Raw genomic sequence first — 16936 nt, 5'->3', positions numbered from 1 at the left:
ATTACCTGAAAGCCGTGTCCTCTTTTTAAGAAACAATTCAGCATGTCGATTGAATTCAAACTTCCTGAAGTTTCCGAAGGCGTGAATGAAGCGGAGATCTCTTCTATCACAGTGAAAGAGGGAGATTCCATCTCCGCTGGCTCCGTGGTGATGGAAGTCGAAACCGAAAAAGCGGTTGCCGAAATTGAATGCCCCCATGCGGGAACGGTTTCCAAAATTCACGTTTCCGAAGGCGACTCGGTACCCATTGGTGCAGTGCTCCTGACGATCGCGGAATCAAACGGCGCTCCCGCCCAAGAAGAAGCCAAATCCGCAGAACCCAAGGAAGAAAAAGAGGAACCCAAAGCGGAAAAACCCGCTAAGGAACAGGAACCGCCGAAAAAAGAAGAGAGCAAACCGTCGTCTCCTCAACCGGCGCAACAGACTCAGCCAACGACATCCGAAGCAGGAAAAATTCCTCCTCCAGCGACTCCCTCTACTCGTCGGCTAGCTCGCGAGTTGGGTGTCGACTTGCATCAAGTTAACGGAACTGGTCCTGGTGGCCGAATTACCGTCGAAGATGTTCAGGGTTTTGTTCGCCAACTGACTTCTGGTGGTGGATCGGGTGGAGGTGGTCCCGTGACCGCACCACCGCTACCAGATTTCTCCCAGTACGGAGAAGTGGAACGCCGCAAACTCAGCAAGCTCGAGCGGACAGCGGCATCGCATCTGAGTATGGCTTGGCAGGTCATTCCTCACGTAACGCAACACGACCTTGCCGACATCACCAACTTGGAAGAGTCTCGCAAAACGTTCATGTCGACCGTCGGGAAGAATGGTCCCAAAGTGACCATGACCGCCGTCGCCGTAAAAGCAGCCGTGAACGCGTTGAAGGCCTATCCCAACTTTAATGCCAGCTATGATGCTCAGTCTGGTGAGTTGGTTCTAAAGCAGTATTACAACATTGGGATCGCGGTTGATACGCCTTATGGTCTCGTGGTACCTGTGATCAAGAACGCCGATAAAAAATCGATTCTGGATATCGCTCAGGAAACGACCGAACTGGCAATCAAAGCCCGCGACCGAAAGCTGTCGATGGACGAAATGCAAGGCGGAACCTTTACGATCACCAACCTGGGTGGTATCGGCGGTACCGGCTTCACACCGATCGTCAACTATCCTGAAGTGGCCATCCTGGGGATGTGCCGCAGTCGGAATGAACTCCGTCTGGATCAGGGCGAAATCGTTGAACGAATGATGATGCCGATTTCCCTTTCCTACGATCACCGAGTGATCAACGGTGCGGACGCGGCACGCTTCGTCAGCAAACTCGTTCGCTCCTTCTCTGATATGTTCCAGTTGCTGACAGACTGTTAAATCCTGAAACTGGCCGGTCGGTTACACACGCGTCCTCGACCGGCTTCGATTGGCAAAAACTCTCCATGCGATTGATCGCAATGTTAAGTCGAGAAGTTTAGTCACGACGGAAACGAGGCGAGTCGCTCTTGTCTGGCGGGGGCGAATGGAACCTTTGTTTGCAAATGGGATTAAATACCCAATATTGAATTAAGAAGAGCAGTACCTGCTCAAAATGAATTTGAAAGCACAGAAAAATGGCGGAATCGCTGGGCGGAGAATGTGATGTCGTAGTTATCGGTGGTGGTCCGGGGGGATACCCGGCCGCATTTGAAGCAGCCGATCATGGCAAGAAAGTCATTCTCGTCGATGAAGATCCCCGTCTGGGCGGCGTTTGTGCCAACCGGGGCTGTATTCCTTCCAAAGCATTGCTCCACGTTTCCAAACTGCTTCACGAAGCCAAAGAAGCCGAAAACTGGGGCGTCTCTTTTTCGAAGCCCAAGGTTAACCTCGACAAATTACGCGACTACAAAAACAGAGTCGTCGAACAACTGACTGGCGGAATCGGTCAGCTTGCTTCGGCCCGTAAGGTGCAAACCGTCCGAGCTCGCGGCTCCTTCCTCGATTCGAATACAATCGAACTGACCCAGGATGGAAAGTCCGTCGGTAAAGTCTCCTTCAAGCAAGCGATCATTGCCACCGGCTCTTCTCCGATTGCTCCTCCGATGTTCCGCCTGGATGACGACCGGGTGATGGATTCGACGGGAGCACTCGAGCTGAAAGATGTCCCCAAACGATTCTTGATTATCGGTGGCGGAATCATTGGACTGGAACTGGGACAAGTTTACGCCGCTCTCGGGTCTCAGGTGACCGTTGTCGAGATGCTGCCACAAATCGCCACAGGGGCTGACCGGGATCTGATCAGGCCGCTGCAAAAACGACTTGAAGAAGACTTCGAAGCGATTCATGTCAACACGAAGGTCAATAGCTTGAAAGCAACCCGCAGCGGCATCGTCGCTGAGATAGAAGGTGACGGTGTGAAATCTCCTCAAACCTTTGATCGAGTGCTGGTCTGTGTTGGCCGACGTCCTAATAGCAATAATATGGGCCTCGAAAACACACAGGTGGAAGTTGATGAACGGGGATTCATTCCTGTCGATGCTCAGCGGCGAACTTCCGAGTCACACATCTACGCCATTGGCGACGTGAACGGCAACCCGATGCTGGCTCATAAAGCGACTCGCGAAGCCAAAGTTGCCGTCGGTTCCATTCTTGGCGAACCCGAAGCTTTTGATCCTGCAGCCATTCCGTCCGTCATCTACACCGATCCCGAAGTCGCCTGGTGTGGTGTCACTGAACTGGACGCCAAAGAGAACGACATTTCGGTCAAAGTCACCAAGTTCCCCTGGGCTGCATCTGGCCGTGCCAAAGCGATTGATCGTCCCGAAGGACTGACAAAACTTCTATTCGATCCCGATACGGATCGAGTCATCGGAGTCGGAATCGTCGGTCCCGGCGCTGGTGAGTTAATCGCCGAAGGTGTTCTGGCTGTGGAAACTGCCGCATTGGCCCGGGATATGGCTGCCACGATCCACGCTCATCCGACGTTGTCAGAAACGCTGATGGAAGCGGCCGAAAGTGCGTTCGCTCAGGCGACTCACGTCTATCGACCCAAACGCAACTAATTCGTGTCACTGTTATTGGTGTCGAATTGAAGGCGGTTATGATCTCGTTGGGCCGAGCGTTCATGTTGTGTTAGCTGCGGCTACGCTCAAAACGTTGCTATGATTCGATACTCACCATGATCGTCTCGAATCGGCGAATATTTGCAGGTGGGAAACCGAAAGTGTGCACTCGCTCCCAATTTTTGCAGACGTTCGTTTTCTAATTAGAGAATAATGGCTGGTCATGTTTCTCATATTCGAGAATGCGGTCGGGTGTTTTGGCAAGTTGAAATAGTTCTTTGAATAATTACTCGACTTAACTACCCAAAAGAAAATCGAACGGTAAGATACCAAAATCTAAGCTGATAAATGCAGCGGATCGATGGAAAGCAACGTCCTTTGAGGATTAGTTTAACCCATCTTTTCAACTTACCTGTTTTGAAGTCGGGCCGGTCACAGCACTTCACTCCTTCGCTGTCTGATCCGGTTCTGTTCCAGTGACAGCTTGAGGGACGCAAGTCTTCTTGTTTCATTACGAGGTTGTCATTGGCCCTTCTCACTGCCTCCTATCCAGTAGCGCTCATTCCCTGAATTTGCCGAAGTTTCGAACGAAATTACCTTGTTCGATCTATTGGGAGGTTTGAAAGTGGAAACAGTATTCGTCAAGTTCGATGTTCTGATTCATCGCCTGGACAAAAAGTTGAAGAGCCGTTTCCGATTCGCATTCAAAATATCGTTCGACAAATTCCAGCGTGGGTTTACAAATCCAATAACTTGGCAGGACTAGGCAACTGGTTCTATGCCAGACACGCGTTCTTGCAGATGATTCAAGGATCGTTATCGAGATGATCACTATTTCGAAGGGTGTTCGCCTGCCAATTGAAGGCGAACCCAAGCAGGAAATTCAGGATGGCGCCGCAGTCACGAAAGTGGCACTGATCGCCGCTGATTACTACGGTATGAAGCCGACGATGGCTGTTGTCGAAGGAGACATGGTCAAAAAAGGAGACTTGTTGTTTACCGACAAGAAAACAGACGGTGTCTGCTATACCGCTCCTGCCAGCGGAAAAGTGATCGAAGTCAACCGCGGAGCCAAGCGGGTATTCCAGTCAATCGTTATTGAAAAGTCTGGTAATGAGTTTGTTAAATTCGAATCTTATCCCGATGTCGATCTGCTGAATCTGGAATCCGATAAGGTTCGCGATTTGCTGGTGAAATCCGGCATGTGGACCGTTCTGCGAACTCGGCCCTACAGCCGAGTGCCCGCGATCGATTCCAAGCCTCGCTCCATTTTCGTCACTGCGATCGATACTCATCCACTTGCTCCCAATCCGGAAATCATCATCGGCCAGAACGAAATGGCATTCCTTCAGGGAATGAAAGTTCTATGTCGATTGACCGACGGAAAAGTCTTTCTCTGTCGCGGCAATGGCAAGTCATTGCCTGGAGCAGAGCTGAATCAGGTGGAAGAGCAGGAATTCGCCGGCCCGCATCCCGCCGGACTTCCCGGAACACACATTCATTTCCTCGATCCTGCCAGTGAAGATCGTGTCGTCTGGCATGTCGATTACCAAAACGTCATCGCAATCGGACGACTCTTCACTGAAGGTGTCCTCTCTTCCGAACGCGTCATCTCACTCGCGGGGCCTTCTATTAAGAATCCTCGATTGATCCGCACCGAGGTCGGTGCCTGTCTGAGTGAAGTTGTCGCAGATGAACTACAAGTTATCGGAGAAAGCGAAAATCGCGTGATTGCTGGCTCCGTGTTCGGTGGCCGCACCGCTGCTGGGCCTTTCAATTACCTGGGACGATTCCACAATCAAGTGACTGTTCTGCCCGAAGGGTCAGAGCGACTCCTACTGGGGTGGCAAGATCCGGGACTGTCCAAATTCTCTGTGACACGAGCATTTGCCTCGGCGTTACGGACGATGGACAGCAAACTACCGTTCACGACTTCGACTCATGGAAGCAAGCGGGCAATGGTCCCGATTGGTTCTTACGAAAAAGTCATGCCGCTCGATATTCTTCCGACCCAACTCTTGCGATCAATCATCATCGGCGACACTGAAGACGCCAAGGCACTTGGTTGTCTTGAGTTAGATGAGGAAGATCTGGCACTTTGTACTTTTGTCTGTCCTGGCAAGTACGAATATGGACCGTTGTTGCGATCCTGTCTGGTGCAGATCGAAAAAGAAGGTTAAATAACATCCCCTGATTTCTGTTTCGATGTTAACTCAGCTTTGTTTAACATCATTCGGAACGAGACTGATCGGTTCGACCTGTCGGAGCACGATTTCAAAGCGAAAACCTTATGAAACCATTGCGAAAAATACTGGACCGTGTTGCTCCCAACTTCGAAGAAGGGGGCAAATGGGAAAAATTGTACCCATTGTACGAGGCGGGGGATACGTTTCTCTATACGCCGGGTGAAGTGGCCAAAACCAACTCACACGTACGGGATGCAATCGATCTCAAACGGATGATGTCGATGGTCATCGTAGCGTTGCTTCCAGCGATCTACATGGCCCTCTATAACACGGGATACCAAGCCAATCTAAACATTCCTTCGGGCACTATCCCTGACGGTTGGCGTGCTGATCTGATGCAGATGCTGGGACTCGGCTTTAATGCCGGAAGCTGGCTCGATTGTATCGCTTATGGTGCATTACACTTCCTCCCCGTCTACATTGTCACGATGTCTGTTGGTGGCGCCTGGGAAGCCTTGTTCTCCATCGTACGTAAACATGAAATTAACGAAGGGTTCCTCGTAACGGGGATGCTCTTTCCATTAACGCTGCCGCCAACGATTCCGCTTTGGCAAGTAGCCATCGGAATTTCCTTCGGTGTAGTCATCGGTAAGGAAATCTTTGGTGGTACAGGACGTAACTTCCTGAACCCGGCTTTGACCGCTCGGGCCTTCCTGTACTTTGCTTACCCGGCACAAATTTCTGGCGACACCGTTTGGACTGCTGTCGATGGTTACAGTCAGGCGACCCCTCTGGGAGCTGCTGCCGCTGGCGGAATGGACAGCGTATATGCTTCTGGCGTAACCCTTGGCGATGCTTTCCTCGGAACGATTCAAGGTTCGATGGGTGAAACATCAGCCTTGGCCTGTCTGATCGGAGCGGCGATCCTGATTATCACTGGGATTGGTTCCTGGCGAATCATGGTCTCTGTGGTGATGGGGGCTCTTGCCTTTTCTTCAGTGCTCTTCCTGATCGGCAGCGAATCCAACCCCATGTTCCAGATGAATCCTATCTGGCATTTGGCAGTTGGAGGCTTCGCTTTTGGTACAGTCTATATGGCAACTGACCCCGTGTCCGCTTCAATGACGGAACGAGGGAAATGGTTTTATGGTTTCCTGATTGGAGCCATGACAATACTTATTCGTGTGGTCAACCCGGCGTTCCCGGAAGGGATTATGCTTGCCATTCTGTTTGGTAACGTATTCGCCCCGCTGATCGATTACTTCGTCATTCAAGCTAACATTAAAAGAAGGTTGGCCCGAAATGCAGCGTGATTCGGTCCAAAATGTGATCGTAGTCTCCCTGGGACTCTGTTTGGTCTGCTCTGTTATCGTCTCGTCCGTCGCAGTCTCACTGCGACCGATCCAGAAGAAAAATCAAGAGTTGGACTTTCAGAAGAATATCCTGTCCGCCGCCGGTATGTGGAACCCGGAAGAGGATGCTCCTACCTCAGGAGAGGGAACTGTTGAAGAAGTCTTCGCTCAGGTGGAGCCAAGACTTGTTGATCTCGAAACGGGAGAATATGTCTCCGGTTCGGAGGTCGATTTCAACGTCTCTGACTATGACCCACGTAAGGCATCCAAAGACCCCGATTTGAGCAAGCCGGTTGAGAACGATATCGCCGGTATCAAAACACGGGAAAGATACACTTTCGTTTACGAAGTGAAGGGCGAAGACGATCAAGTCAGTCTCTTTATCTTTCCTATTCGTGGATACGGACTCTGGTCCACTTTGCGAGGTTTCATCGCCATCGACAAGGACCTGCTTACTATTCGCGGTTTGACATTCTACGAACATGCCGAAACGCCTGGTCTCGGTGGTGAAGTCGATAACCCGAACTGGAAGGCGACTTGGCCTGGGAAAATCGCTTTCAACGACGAAGGGGATGTCACCATTACGGTAATCAAAGGCCAGGTCACTGCGGACGATCCTAACGCACAATACAAAATTGACGGTCTTTCCGGAGCGACAATCACAACCAAGGGCATCGACAATATGCTCCAGTACTGGCTTGGTGAGAACGGCTTCGGACCATTCATCAATAAAATTCGATCTGCGGGAGACCAATAATGGCTGAAAAATCACCCAAAGATGTGCTGCTCGATCCAGTAATGAACAATAACCCCATCGCCCTGCAGGTATTGGGAGTCTGTTCGGCTCTGGCTGTTACAGTCAAGCTGCAGACGACAATCGTTATGTGTCTTGCAGTGATTGCGGTGACTGCCTGTTCGAGTGCGGCAGTCAGTACGCTGCGAAAGCGAATTCCAAACAGCATCCGGATTATCGTACAAATGACGATCATTGCCTCCATGGTGATTGTCGTCGACCAGCTTATGAAAGCGTATTTGCCCAGCATCAGCAAAACTTTGTCCGTTTTTGTCGGGCTGATTATTACGAACTGTATCGTAATGGGACGAGCTGAGGGTTACGCAATGAAAAACAATCCGCAGATGAGCTTTCTCGACGGAGTCGGAAACGGCCTCGGTTACAGTTTTATTCTGCTCTGTGTTGCCGTTGTTCGGGAACTGTTTGGTTCCGGTTCACTAATGGGATTCCAGCTGCTGTCGCTCGAAAAAAATGGCGGCTGGTATGTGCCAAACGGGCTATTGCTGTTGCCCCCCAGTGCCTTTTTTATCATTGGCCTGTTGATCTGGGTTATCCGCACTATCAAACCCGAGCAGATTGAGGAGAGCTAAACCATGCAGGACTTACTCAGCTTATTCATTAAATCCGTCTTCATCGAGAACCTGGCTCTCGCCTTTTTCCTCGGGATGTGTACTTTCCTCGCGGTTTCGAAGAACGTCAAAACGGCGATCGGTCTTGGGATCGCAGTTCTCGTCATTCAAGCGATTACGATTCCTGCTAACAACCTTCTGTTTCAGTTCGTTCTTAAACCCGGAGCACTGTCTTGGCTTGGGTATACTGAAATGGATCTCTCCTTTCTGGGACTGATCAGCTACATCGCGGTGATTGCCACCATGGTGCAGATTCTGGAAATGACGCTCGACCGATTCTTTCCCCCGCTCTACAACGCACTGGGAATTTTCCTGCCATTGATTACCGTGAACTGTGCCATTCTTGGTGGTTCGCTTTTCATGGTTGAACGTGACTACAATTTTGCTGAGAGTGTCACTTACGGCATTGGCTCAGGATTTGGCTGGGCATTAGCGATTGTTGCACTGGCGGGAATTCGGGAAAAACTGAAATACAGCGATGTGCCTCCCGGACTGCGAGGCCTCGGTATCACTTTCATCACCGTCGGATTGATGGCAATGGCCTTCATGTCATTCTCAGGCATCAGCCTGTAGTCTGCATCATCCCCGATTTGAATTCATATAAGCCATCCTGGTAAAACTACTCAGTGAGTTGATCGAACAATGATAGAACCCATCATATTCGGTGTTGTCTTTTTCGTGCTAATTGTAGGCGCGCTTGTCACGCTGATTCTGGTTGCACGATCACGACTCGTCTCTTCCGGCGACGTGAGCATCACCATCAATGATCAGAAAAAAATCACCGTAGCCGCTGGCGGCAAATTACTTGGTGCATTGGCGAACGAAGGGATCTTTATTTCTTCTGCATGTGGTGGTGGTGGAACCTGTGCCCAGTGCGAGGTGAAAGTTCTTGAAGGAGGGGGAGATATTCTTCCGACTGAAAAGACTCACATCTCAAATCGCGAAGCCAAAGAAGGTTGCCGTCTGTCTTGCCAGGTCGCTGTCAAGCAGGACATGAAAATCGAAGTGCCGCCCGAAGTCTTCGAAACGAAGAAATGGGAATGCGAAGTCATTTCGAACCGCAACGTGGCGACCTTCATTAAAGAATTCAAATTGGCTTTACCAGCCAACGAAGCTGTGAATTTCAAAGCGGGTGGTTACATACAGATTGAAGTTCCTCCGCACGATCTGAAATACAAAGACTTTGCAATCGAAGAGGAATATCACGAAGACTGGGACAAGTTCAACGTCTGGCGATACGAATCGCATGTTGAAGACGAGACGATTCGTGCTTATTCCATGGCCAACTATCCGGGCGAACAAGGCATCATCATGCTGAACGTCCGCGTGGCGACTCCACCGCCAAGAGCCCCAGACGGAATTCCTCCCGGACGAGTCTCCTCTTACATCTTCAATTGTAAACCGGGTGACAAAGTCACGATCAGCGGTCCTTATGGTGAATTCTTCATCAATGAATCGGACGCCGAAATGGTCTACATCGGTGGTGGTGCTGGAATGGCTCCGCTCCGTTCGCACATCTTCGAGCTTTTCAAAACCGGTCAAACGAACCGCAAAGTGTCATACTGGTACGGTGCTCGTAGTCTTCGTGAAATGTTCTATGAAGACGAGTTCGAAGCACTGGAGAAAGAGTTCGATAACTTCAGCTTTAAAGTCGCACTTTCCGAACCAATGCCGGAAGACAATTGGACTGGTTACCAAGGCTTCATCCACCAGGTATTGCTTGAAAAGTACCTCAAAGATCATCCTTCGCCAGAAGACCTTGAATATTACATTTGCGGACCGCCTATGATGCTTTCCGCAGTGCGAAAAATGCTGGATGACTTGGGTGTTGAACCCGAAAACGTCCGCTTCGACGACTTCGGTGGCTAAACCCGGCTTTCAAGCCAAACAGCAATGAACAACGAGACCATCATGAGATTGCCGTCCCCCCAAAACAGGTCAAACTGTACCGGACGCATTCTCCTGATGGTCTTTTTCTGTTTGGTCTTTGCTGGATGTGATCGTGCAGGTACGAATTCGTCCGTCCGAATTAAGGGCGAGACCATGGGAACCTATTACGATGTCCGGTTTAACGAGTTACCACCAGGCGAAACAAACGACTCAATCCGGAAAAAACTGGAAGCTGAACTGAAACGAATCAACGATCTGATGTCGACCTGGCAGGCCGACTCTCAGTTGATGAAATTCAATACTGCCGACACAACGGACTGGTTTCCTGTCGATGCCGATGTTGAGGAGGTCGTGTCGAAGTCACTCGAAATCAGTGAAATGACGGATGGCAGCTTTGATGTCACCGTCGGACCGTTGATCGAATTATGGAACTTCGGCGTCGAGCGGGAAGAATTCAAAGTCCCGACTGAGGAAGAGCTCGACGGTATTAAAGAATACGTAGGTTGGCATCTCCTCGAAACTCGTGGGGGCGAGCCTGCACTCAAAAAGAGACATCCCCGAGTGTTCCTCAATCTGTCTGCCATCGCCAAAGGGTATGGTGTCGATCTGTTGGGGCTAGTTCTGGAAGAAGCGGAAATTCAAAACTATCTCGTGAATATTGGGGGAGAAATGGTCGCCCGGGGGAAAAAACCCAACGGCGTCTCCTGGACTGTGGCGATTGAACGACCAACTTCTCAACCTGGAACAACACCGCAGATTGTGAAGACGGTATCTCTGAACAACCGGGCGCTGGCAACGTCTGGGAATTACCGCAACTTCTTTGAAGATTCGGACGGGAATACTTACTCTCACACGATCGATCCAAGAACAAGCCGGCCTGTCACTCATCAATTGCAGTCAGCCTCAGTGCTGGCCGATAATTGTATGTTGGCAGATGCTTTAGCGACCTCCCTGATGGTGATGGGCCCTGAAGAAGCAAAGCAATTCGCCATCGAAAATAATCTGGCAATCTTTTTGGTTTACCCAAACGGAGAAGGCGGTTCGCAGGAAGAATGGAGTTCTGCGGAATTCACGAAGTATTTAAACGAGACCGCCAAGTCAGGACCGTAACGGGCTTAAAACGATAGATTTCACGAACGAAACGATTTTAAGCGGGTCGATAATAGAGCTTGCTTCCGTCTCCGCGTATAATTAATTGAATCGGGTACAGTGAAGCTGCATGTGAGATTGCATGTTGAATTCGTGCAGATGAACGAAACTTCTTTCCCGAATGTATCTGTCAGAGAGTGCCGCCCTGTCACGATCTGCTCGTAAAACTTTGAGATAAACTTTACCGGCTCCCTTCCACCATGAATTATTTCGTCCTATTAGGAATCACTCTCGGTATCTTTCTGATCGCAGTCATTGCTATGAGCGTGGGTGTTCTGATCAGTAACCGGAGTATTAAAGGAACCTGCGGCGGTCTGGCCAATATGACCGATGGGGAAGGCCACTCCATTTGTGACGCGTGTACGAAACCGTCGCCTGAATGCCGAGGCGTGCCCGAAGTTAGTGCCGACGAATCAAAAGTCTAAAACAATTTCGCTCGCTGCTTTTCTCTCTCTTCCGGGATTTGCTCTCTTCCTTTCCCGTCCGCGCTCTCCCGCCAGATTGAATTGACAATGACTCTCCAGAAAGCAGACATCACTATCGTCGGTGGAGGAATAGTCGGGTTGGCGACTGCCTACCAGTTGACCCTAGAATACCCCGGGAAAAAAGTGATTGTGCTGGAGAAGGAATCGCGTCTTGCGCAGCATCAGACGGGGCACAATTCCGGCGTGTTGCACTCGGGGATTTATTATCGCCCCGGTTCACTCAGAGCAACAAACTGTCGCGCAGGTAAAGAGGCGATGGAAGCCTTCTGTCGTGAAGAAGAAATTACTTACGACATCTGTGGCAAAGTCATTGTGGCTGTGGATGAATCCGAGCTGCCTGCTCTGGAAAAAATATATGAGCGAGGTCAAGTCAACGGTGTTCAATGCGAAGTGATCGATCAAGCTCGACTCCGCGAATTAGAACCACACGCCGCCGGCATCAAAGCGATTCATGTTCCCGAGACTGGCATCGTCGATTACGTTCAAGTTGCCGAACGGATGGCGGAGCGAATACGAAAAGCGGATGGTGAAATTATCACCAATGCCGAAGTGATGAACTTTCGTCGTTACGAAGATCATATCGTTGTGGAATCTAAAGCGGGTTCATTTGAAAGCAAATACGTCGTAACTTGTGCTGGGCTGCAAAGCGATCGCGTCGCCCGTATGGCGAACGAACGATTCAACGCGAAGATCGTACCCTTTCGAGGCGAGTACTACGAACTCAAACCCGAAGCGCAACATCTTTGCCGTACGCTCATTTATCCTGTACCCGATCCCAAGTTTCCGTTTCTGGGCGTGCATTTCACCCGCATCATCCATGGTGGAGTGGAATGTGGACCAAACGCGGTGCTGGCCTTTGCCCGGGAAGGTTATCAGAAGAGTGATATCAACGTGCGAGACCTTTTCGAGTCGCTCACTTACAACGGCTTTCTGAAGCTTGCAGTGAACAACTGGCAGGCAGGGCTGGGAGAAATGTGGCGCTCCTACAGCAAAACCGCGTTTGTGAAAGCACTCCAGCATCTCATCCCCGAGATTCGTTCCGAACATCTGGTTTCTGTTCCGGCCGGTGTTCGCGCTCAGGCTCTTTCTCCCGACGGAAAGTTGGTCGATGACTTCATCATCAACGAGTCAGACCGCATGGTGCTTGTTGGCAATGCTCCCTCGCCCGCTGCGACTTCTTCGCTGAACATTGGCAAAATCATCGTTGAAAAACTCGCAGGCCAGTTTTGACACTCCCAAAAAATTCTTGAGCTGCAACGCAACCCACTTCTCCAAGTTGGACTTTTGAACAGATCGCAGGTTAGACTGGAAGTCGTTCGCTCTGTTCGCATCTGCTGTTCAGAGCGGCGCGGAGTAATCGCGACCTGATGCCAAAAAACAGGTGGGGAATATGGCCAGTATTTATGATTTGAAACCTCGCTTTCAGGGATTGTTGCGGCCCTTATCGGACAAGTTAGCGACGATTGGATGTACGGCCAATCAAGTGACTGTGCTAGCCGTCGTATGCTCTCTCATTGTCGGAGCTCTCATAGCGTTGAACCCGAACGAGCATTGGCCACTTCTGGTATTGCCTCCCTTTCTCTTTTTCCGGATGGCACTCAATGCGATTGACGGAATGCTCGCTCGTGAGCACAACATGAAGTCCAACTTGGGACTCGTGTTAAATGAGTTGGGCGACGTCGTGGCTGATGCCGGGCTCTATCTTCCGTTGGCATTGATTTCCGGAGTGTCCGGAGAATTAGTGACGATCATTGTGCTGCTCTCGGTGATGAGTGAAATGACGGGAGTCATAGGAGTTCAACTTGGCACCACACGGCGATATGAAGGGCCTTTAGGAAAAAGTGATCGTGCCTTTTTGTTTGGCTTTCTTGCGCTGTTAATCGGCTTGGGAATCCAACCTCAACCCTGGGTAGACTATGTATTGTGGATGATGATTCTGTTGCTGATATTGACCATCGTTAATCGCGCCCGCAAATCGCTAAGTGAAGTCGAGTCCACTGGAGATCGTCCAACGGAAGATTCTGCCAAGCCCGTGTGACTTGTGCTTATATTCGGATCTTTCATTCTTGCAATAATAAGCTGAAAAATGGCGAGTTGACCCACATGGAACATCTCACAACTGAGGTTCGCTGGGCCCTGGGGGGCATCTTTCTACTGTTGATCCTCTCGTCGTTATACGTCTTCATTCTCTGCCGATTTCAACCGGACAAAAATCGTGTTGAACTTGTGCAACGAATGAAAACCTGGTGGATCATCATTGTGGTGTTTGGTTGTGCTTTTCTTTTGGGGAAAACAGCCCTCTTGTTCTTTTTTGCGTTCGTGAGTTTTCTTGGAATGAAGGAGTACTTCTCACTCATTCCCGCACGACGGGCCGATCGCCGTGTTCTCTTCTGGGCTTATCTTGCCATCCCAGTGCAGTACTACTGGGTTTACGTGGACTGGTATGGCATGTTTATTGTTTTTATTCCAGTTTACATGTTTATGCTCATTCCATCGCGAATGATTCTCACGGGAGTCACAGAGGGGTTCTTGCGATCTATCGGAATGGTTCAGTGGGGACTGATGACGACGGTATTCAGCCTTTCTCACGCCGCAGCACTGATCAGCCTCGAATGGAATTCAAATGCTAGAACGGTTCCCGATGCGAATGACACGATAGGCGAGGTCTCCCCAGGTCCGGGATTATTGATTCTGTTAATTGCTCTGACTCAAATGAACGATGTTGCGCAGTACGTATGGGGAAAGACATGCGGACACCGTAAGATCGCTCCACATATCAGTCCGGGAAAAACCGTAGCAGGATTTGTCGGAGGAGTTGCGACGACAGCAATCATCGCCTGCATCGTGGGCCCTTGGTTAACCTTATTGAACTGGCAATACGCATTGGTTGCCGGGTTACTAATAGGCGTTGGCGGTTTCTTTGGTGATCTCAGTATTTCCGCGTTGAAGCGTGATTTGGGAGTGAAAGATACGAGCGCGATGCTTCCCGGTCATGGAGGGGTAATGGATCGCGTTGATAGTTTGACTTTCACAGCACCCCTCTTTTTCCACTACGTCTACTACCTCTACTTTTAAGAGATCGATGATTCGATGAACCCGTATCTGAGTGCCATCTTTTTCTGGTTGATTGTTCGACCGATCGTACTGATCGTCCTGGGCCTGAATGTGCGTCAGCGGGAGCGGTTACCAAAAACAGGTCCTGCCATTATTGTTGCGAATCACAACAGCCATCTTGATGCACTTGTATTGATGACTTTATACGGTACCCGCCAAATGAAGAATGTCCGTCCGGTGGCGGCTGCAGATTACTTTCTTAAAAACAAGTTTCTCACCTGGTTCTCCACGCAGGTTATCGGAATCATTCCGATCAGTCGCGTCGTAAGCAAAACTAACGTGAGCCCGCTTGCTCCCATCGACGATGCACTTGCGAACAACCAGATCCTCATTCTGTTTCCAGAAGGATCACGAGGAGACCCGGAGAAAATTGAACAGTTCAAAGGGGGGATTGCCCGTATTTCCCAACACCATCCTGAAGTGGATATCGTTCCTGTCTTCATGCATGGTCTCGGGAAAGCACTTCCACGGGGCGAAGCGCTGCTCGTCCCTTTCTTCTGCGATATTTTCGTCGGTTCGGCATTTCGCTGGACAGGGAGTCGAGCATCCCTGATGGAACAACTGACCGAAAACATGCAGCAGCTGAGGGACCAGAAACCTGTTTCAGACTGGTGATTCCGAGTTTGGTATTTCTTGAGAATCAGGTCTGAGGATAGCGTGCGACGATGGGCATGCGGCGACCAGAGCCGAAGGCGCGTTGAGAGAGTTTGATTCCGGGGGGCATCTGACGTCGCTTGAATTCGTTTCGATCAAGCCGGTTGATCACCCACTGCACTGTCTCCGCAGGGAATTCTTCACAGAGGGCAGAGAATGATTTTTCTTGTTCGATCAGACCAGTCAGAATTGCATCAAGGACCGGATACGGTGGGAGAGTATCCTGATCAAATTGATCGGGGGCCAGTTCGGCACTAGGGGGTTTGGTGATAATATTGTCAGGAATGACTTCCCGCTTTTCGCATGTTTCATTGATGTAACGACTCAGGCCGTAGACATCTTCTTTGAACAAATCACAAAGCACGGCGAAACCGCCCGCCATGTCACCGTAGATGGTGCAGTAACCAATGGCGAGTTCGCTTTTGTTACCAGTTGCCAGGGCAATCCAGCCATGGCGGTTGCTGCGAAGCATCACAATTGCCCCGCGAATACGTGCCTGTAGATTCTGATCCGCTAGACCACCCGCTTCACCCGCGAGGTCATCGGAGATGATCGACAATCCTTCGTATGCATTGTGAACAGCATCGATCGGAATCGTCTCGTGGTCGATTCCAATAGCTTCTGCCAGCTTGAGTGCATCGTCGACAGAATGATCTGAGCTGTACCGGCTTGGCATAAGAATCCCATGGACATGCTTTGGGCCAAGAGCCTTCGCGGCTATATAGGCGGCTAATGCGCTGTCGATTCCACCGGAGAGACCGAGTACACAATCGGTGAATCCCGATTTGTGCATGTAATCGCGGAGTCCAACGACCAGGGCGTCGAGCAGTTCCTGTTCGTACTGTCGCTCGAGTCGAACGGGTTCGTCGCCGAGATTATCGATATCGATGTACTCGATGCAACTTTCAAACGGACAAAGCGCGGCAACAGTCTGTCCCTGCTTGTTCATCGCGAAGCTACGTCCATCAAACACAAGGTCATCGTTACCGCCGACTTGATTCACAAACAGGAAGGGCAGGTTATGCTTCTTCACGTGTTTGTGAACAAGCTCCTCCCGCATGTTGGGTTTTTGTTTCTCGAATGGACTGGCGGACAGATTAATTAAAAAGTCGACGCCCTGATCCACCAATCGTTGGATCGGGTCGGGATATAGCTGAGGTTCTTCGTGGTAGTATGTCGATTCCGATCCCCACCAGGCATCTTCACAGATGTGAACGCCAAGTCGACGGCCTTTAAACAGCATCGGTTCTACATTTCGTGCTGCGCGGAAATAACGGTGCTCGTCGAATACGTCATAATTTGGCAGCAGTGTTTTATGGATTGTCGCCTGAACTTTGCCTTCGTGAAGGAGGCTAGCGGCATTGGCGAATCGTTTACCCGGCAGGCCCATTAAACCCGGATGACCAATCAGCACCCCTAGTTCGGAAGGGAGTTGGGAGGCGAGTTCACGGACCTTTGCATCACAGGCATTCACGAACCCCTCGCGGAGCAGCAAGTCTTTAGGCGGATAACCACTCAGAATTAATTCGGAGCAAATCAGTAATTCCGCACCTGCTTCGGCGGCAGCTTGAGCCGCTTCCAGAACGAGTTGGCTGTTACCGTGGAGATCTCCCACGATGGGATTCAATTGAGCCAGGGCAATTTTCAACGTGCTGCTTTCTGTC

Annotated in this window: 15 protein-coding genes; 14 read left to right on the top strand and 1 reads right to left on the bottom strand. The window is 50.4% G+C overall.

Annotated elements, in window-relative coordinates:
* The first annotated feature begins 42 nt into the window (after positions 1–42).
* From Pla110_RS17505 to Pla110_RS17440, 14 genes are all read left to right on the top strand, one after another.
* Positions 43–1356, top strand: coding sequence for a 2-oxo acid dehydrogenase subunit E2 (locus Pla110_RS17505; RefSeq protein ID WP_144997588.1), 1314 nt, complete (start codon positions 43–45; stop codon positions 1354–1356).
* A 236-nt stretch (positions 1357–1592) separates the two neighbouring features.
* Entirely contained in the window at positions 1593–3020 is a 1428-nt protein-coding gene (gene lpdA, locus Pla110_RS17500; RefSeq protein ID WP_144997586.1) for a dihydrolipoyl dehydrogenase, read from the top strand.
* Positions 3021–3844: 824 nt separating this feature from the next.
* On the top strand, positions 3845–5200 hold the full coding sequence (locus Pla110_RS17495) for a Na(+)-translocating NADH-quinone reductase subunit A (protein ID WP_144997584.1): 1356 nt from the start codon (positions 3845–3847) through the stop codon (positions 5198–5200).
* A 110-nt stretch (positions 5201–5310) separates the two neighbouring features.
* On the top strand, positions 5311–6519 hold the full coding sequence (locus Pla110_RS17490) for an NADH:ubiquinone reductase (Na(+)-transporting) subunit B (protein WP_144997582.1): 1209 nt from the start codon (positions 5311–5313) through the stop codon (positions 6517–6519).
* The gene (locus Pla110_RS17485; protein ID WP_144997580.1) at positions 6509–7315 is read left to right on the top strand and encodes a Na(+)-translocating NADH-quinone reductase subunit C; all 807 of its coding nucleotides are present in this window, start codon (positions 6509–6511) and stop codon (positions 7313–7315) included. Before Pla110_RS17490 ends, Pla110_RS17485 begins: the two co-directional genes overlap by 11 nt.
* On the top strand, positions 7315–7941 hold the full coding sequence (locus Pla110_RS17480) for an NADH:ubiquinone reductase (Na(+)-transporting) subunit D (protein ID WP_144997578.1): 627 nt from the start codon (positions 7315–7317) through the stop codon (positions 7939–7941). The genes Pla110_RS17485 and Pla110_RS17480 overlap by 1 nt, the downstream gene beginning before the upstream one ends.
* Before the next feature lie 3 nt (positions 7942–7944).
* Positions 7945–8553, top strand: coding sequence for an NADH:ubiquinone reductase (Na(+)-transporting) subunit E (gene nqrE / locus Pla110_RS17475; protein ID WP_144997576.1), 609 nt, complete (start codon positions 7945–7947; stop codon positions 8551–8553).
* 69 nt (positions 8554–8622) lie between these two features.
* The gene (nqrF, locus tag Pla110_RS17470; RefSeq protein ID WP_144997574.1) at positions 8623–9849 is read left to right on the top strand and encodes an NADH:ubiquinone reductase (Na(+)-transporting) subunit F; all 1227 of its coding nucleotides are present in this window, start codon (positions 8623–8625) and stop codon (positions 9847–9849) included.
* Positions 9850–10023: 174 nt separating this feature from the next.
* Positions 10024–10980, top strand: a complete 957-nt coding sequence (locus Pla110_RS17465; RefSeq protein ID WP_197440259.1) for an FAD:protein FMN transferase — start codon at positions 10024–10026, stop codon at positions 10978–10980.
* 239 nt (positions 10981–11219) lie between these two features.
* Entirely contained in the window at positions 11220–11444 is a 225-nt protein-coding gene (locus tag Pla110_RS17460; RefSeq protein ID WP_144997570.1) for a (Na+)-NQR maturation NqrM, read from the top strand.
* 87 nt (positions 11445–11531) lie between these two features.
* Positions 11532–12734 (top strand): L-2-hydroxyglutarate oxidase, encoded by a 1203-nt coding sequence (gene lhgO, locus Pla110_RS17455; protein ID WP_144997568.1) that lies wholly within the window; start codon positions 11532–11534, stop codon positions 12732–12734.
* A gap of 160 nt (positions 12735–12894) precedes the next feature.
* Entirely contained in the window at positions 12895–13542 is a 648-nt protein-coding gene (locus Pla110_RS17450) for a CDP-alcohol phosphatidyltransferase family protein (RefSeq protein ID WP_144997566.1), read from the top strand.
* Positions 13543–13607: 65 nt separating this feature from the next.
* Positions 13608–14579 carry a phosphatidate cytidylyltransferase gene (locus Pla110_RS17445; RefSeq protein ID WP_144997564.1) on the top strand — a complete coding sequence of 324 codons (972 nt, stop codon included), beginning with the start codon at positions 13608–13610 and terminating at the stop codon, positions 14577–14579.
* A gap of 15 nt (positions 14580–14594) precedes the next feature.
* Entirely contained in the window at positions 14595–15233 is a 639-nt protein-coding gene (locus Pla110_RS17440) for a lysophospholipid acyltransferase family protein (RefSeq protein WP_144997562.1), read from the top strand.
* 25 nt (positions 15234–15258) lie between these two features.
* Here Pla110_RS17440 and Pla110_RS17435 read toward each other — a convergent pair whose 3' ends face one another.
* Positions 15259–16920 (bottom strand): NAD+ synthase, encoded by a 1662-nt coding sequence (locus tag Pla110_RS17435; protein WP_144997560.1) that lies wholly within the window; start codon positions 16918–16920, stop codon positions 15259–15261.
* Positions 16921–16936 lie beyond the last annotated feature (16 nt).

The organism is Polystyrenella longa (assembly GCF_007750395.1).
Classification (GTDB): domain Bacteria; phylum Planctomycetota; class Planctomycetia; order Planctomycetales; family Planctomycetaceae; genus Polystyrenella; species Polystyrenella longa.
The sequence above is the reverse complement of the archived record's forward strand: the minus strand, read 5'-3'. Positions and strand labels throughout refer to the sequence as shown.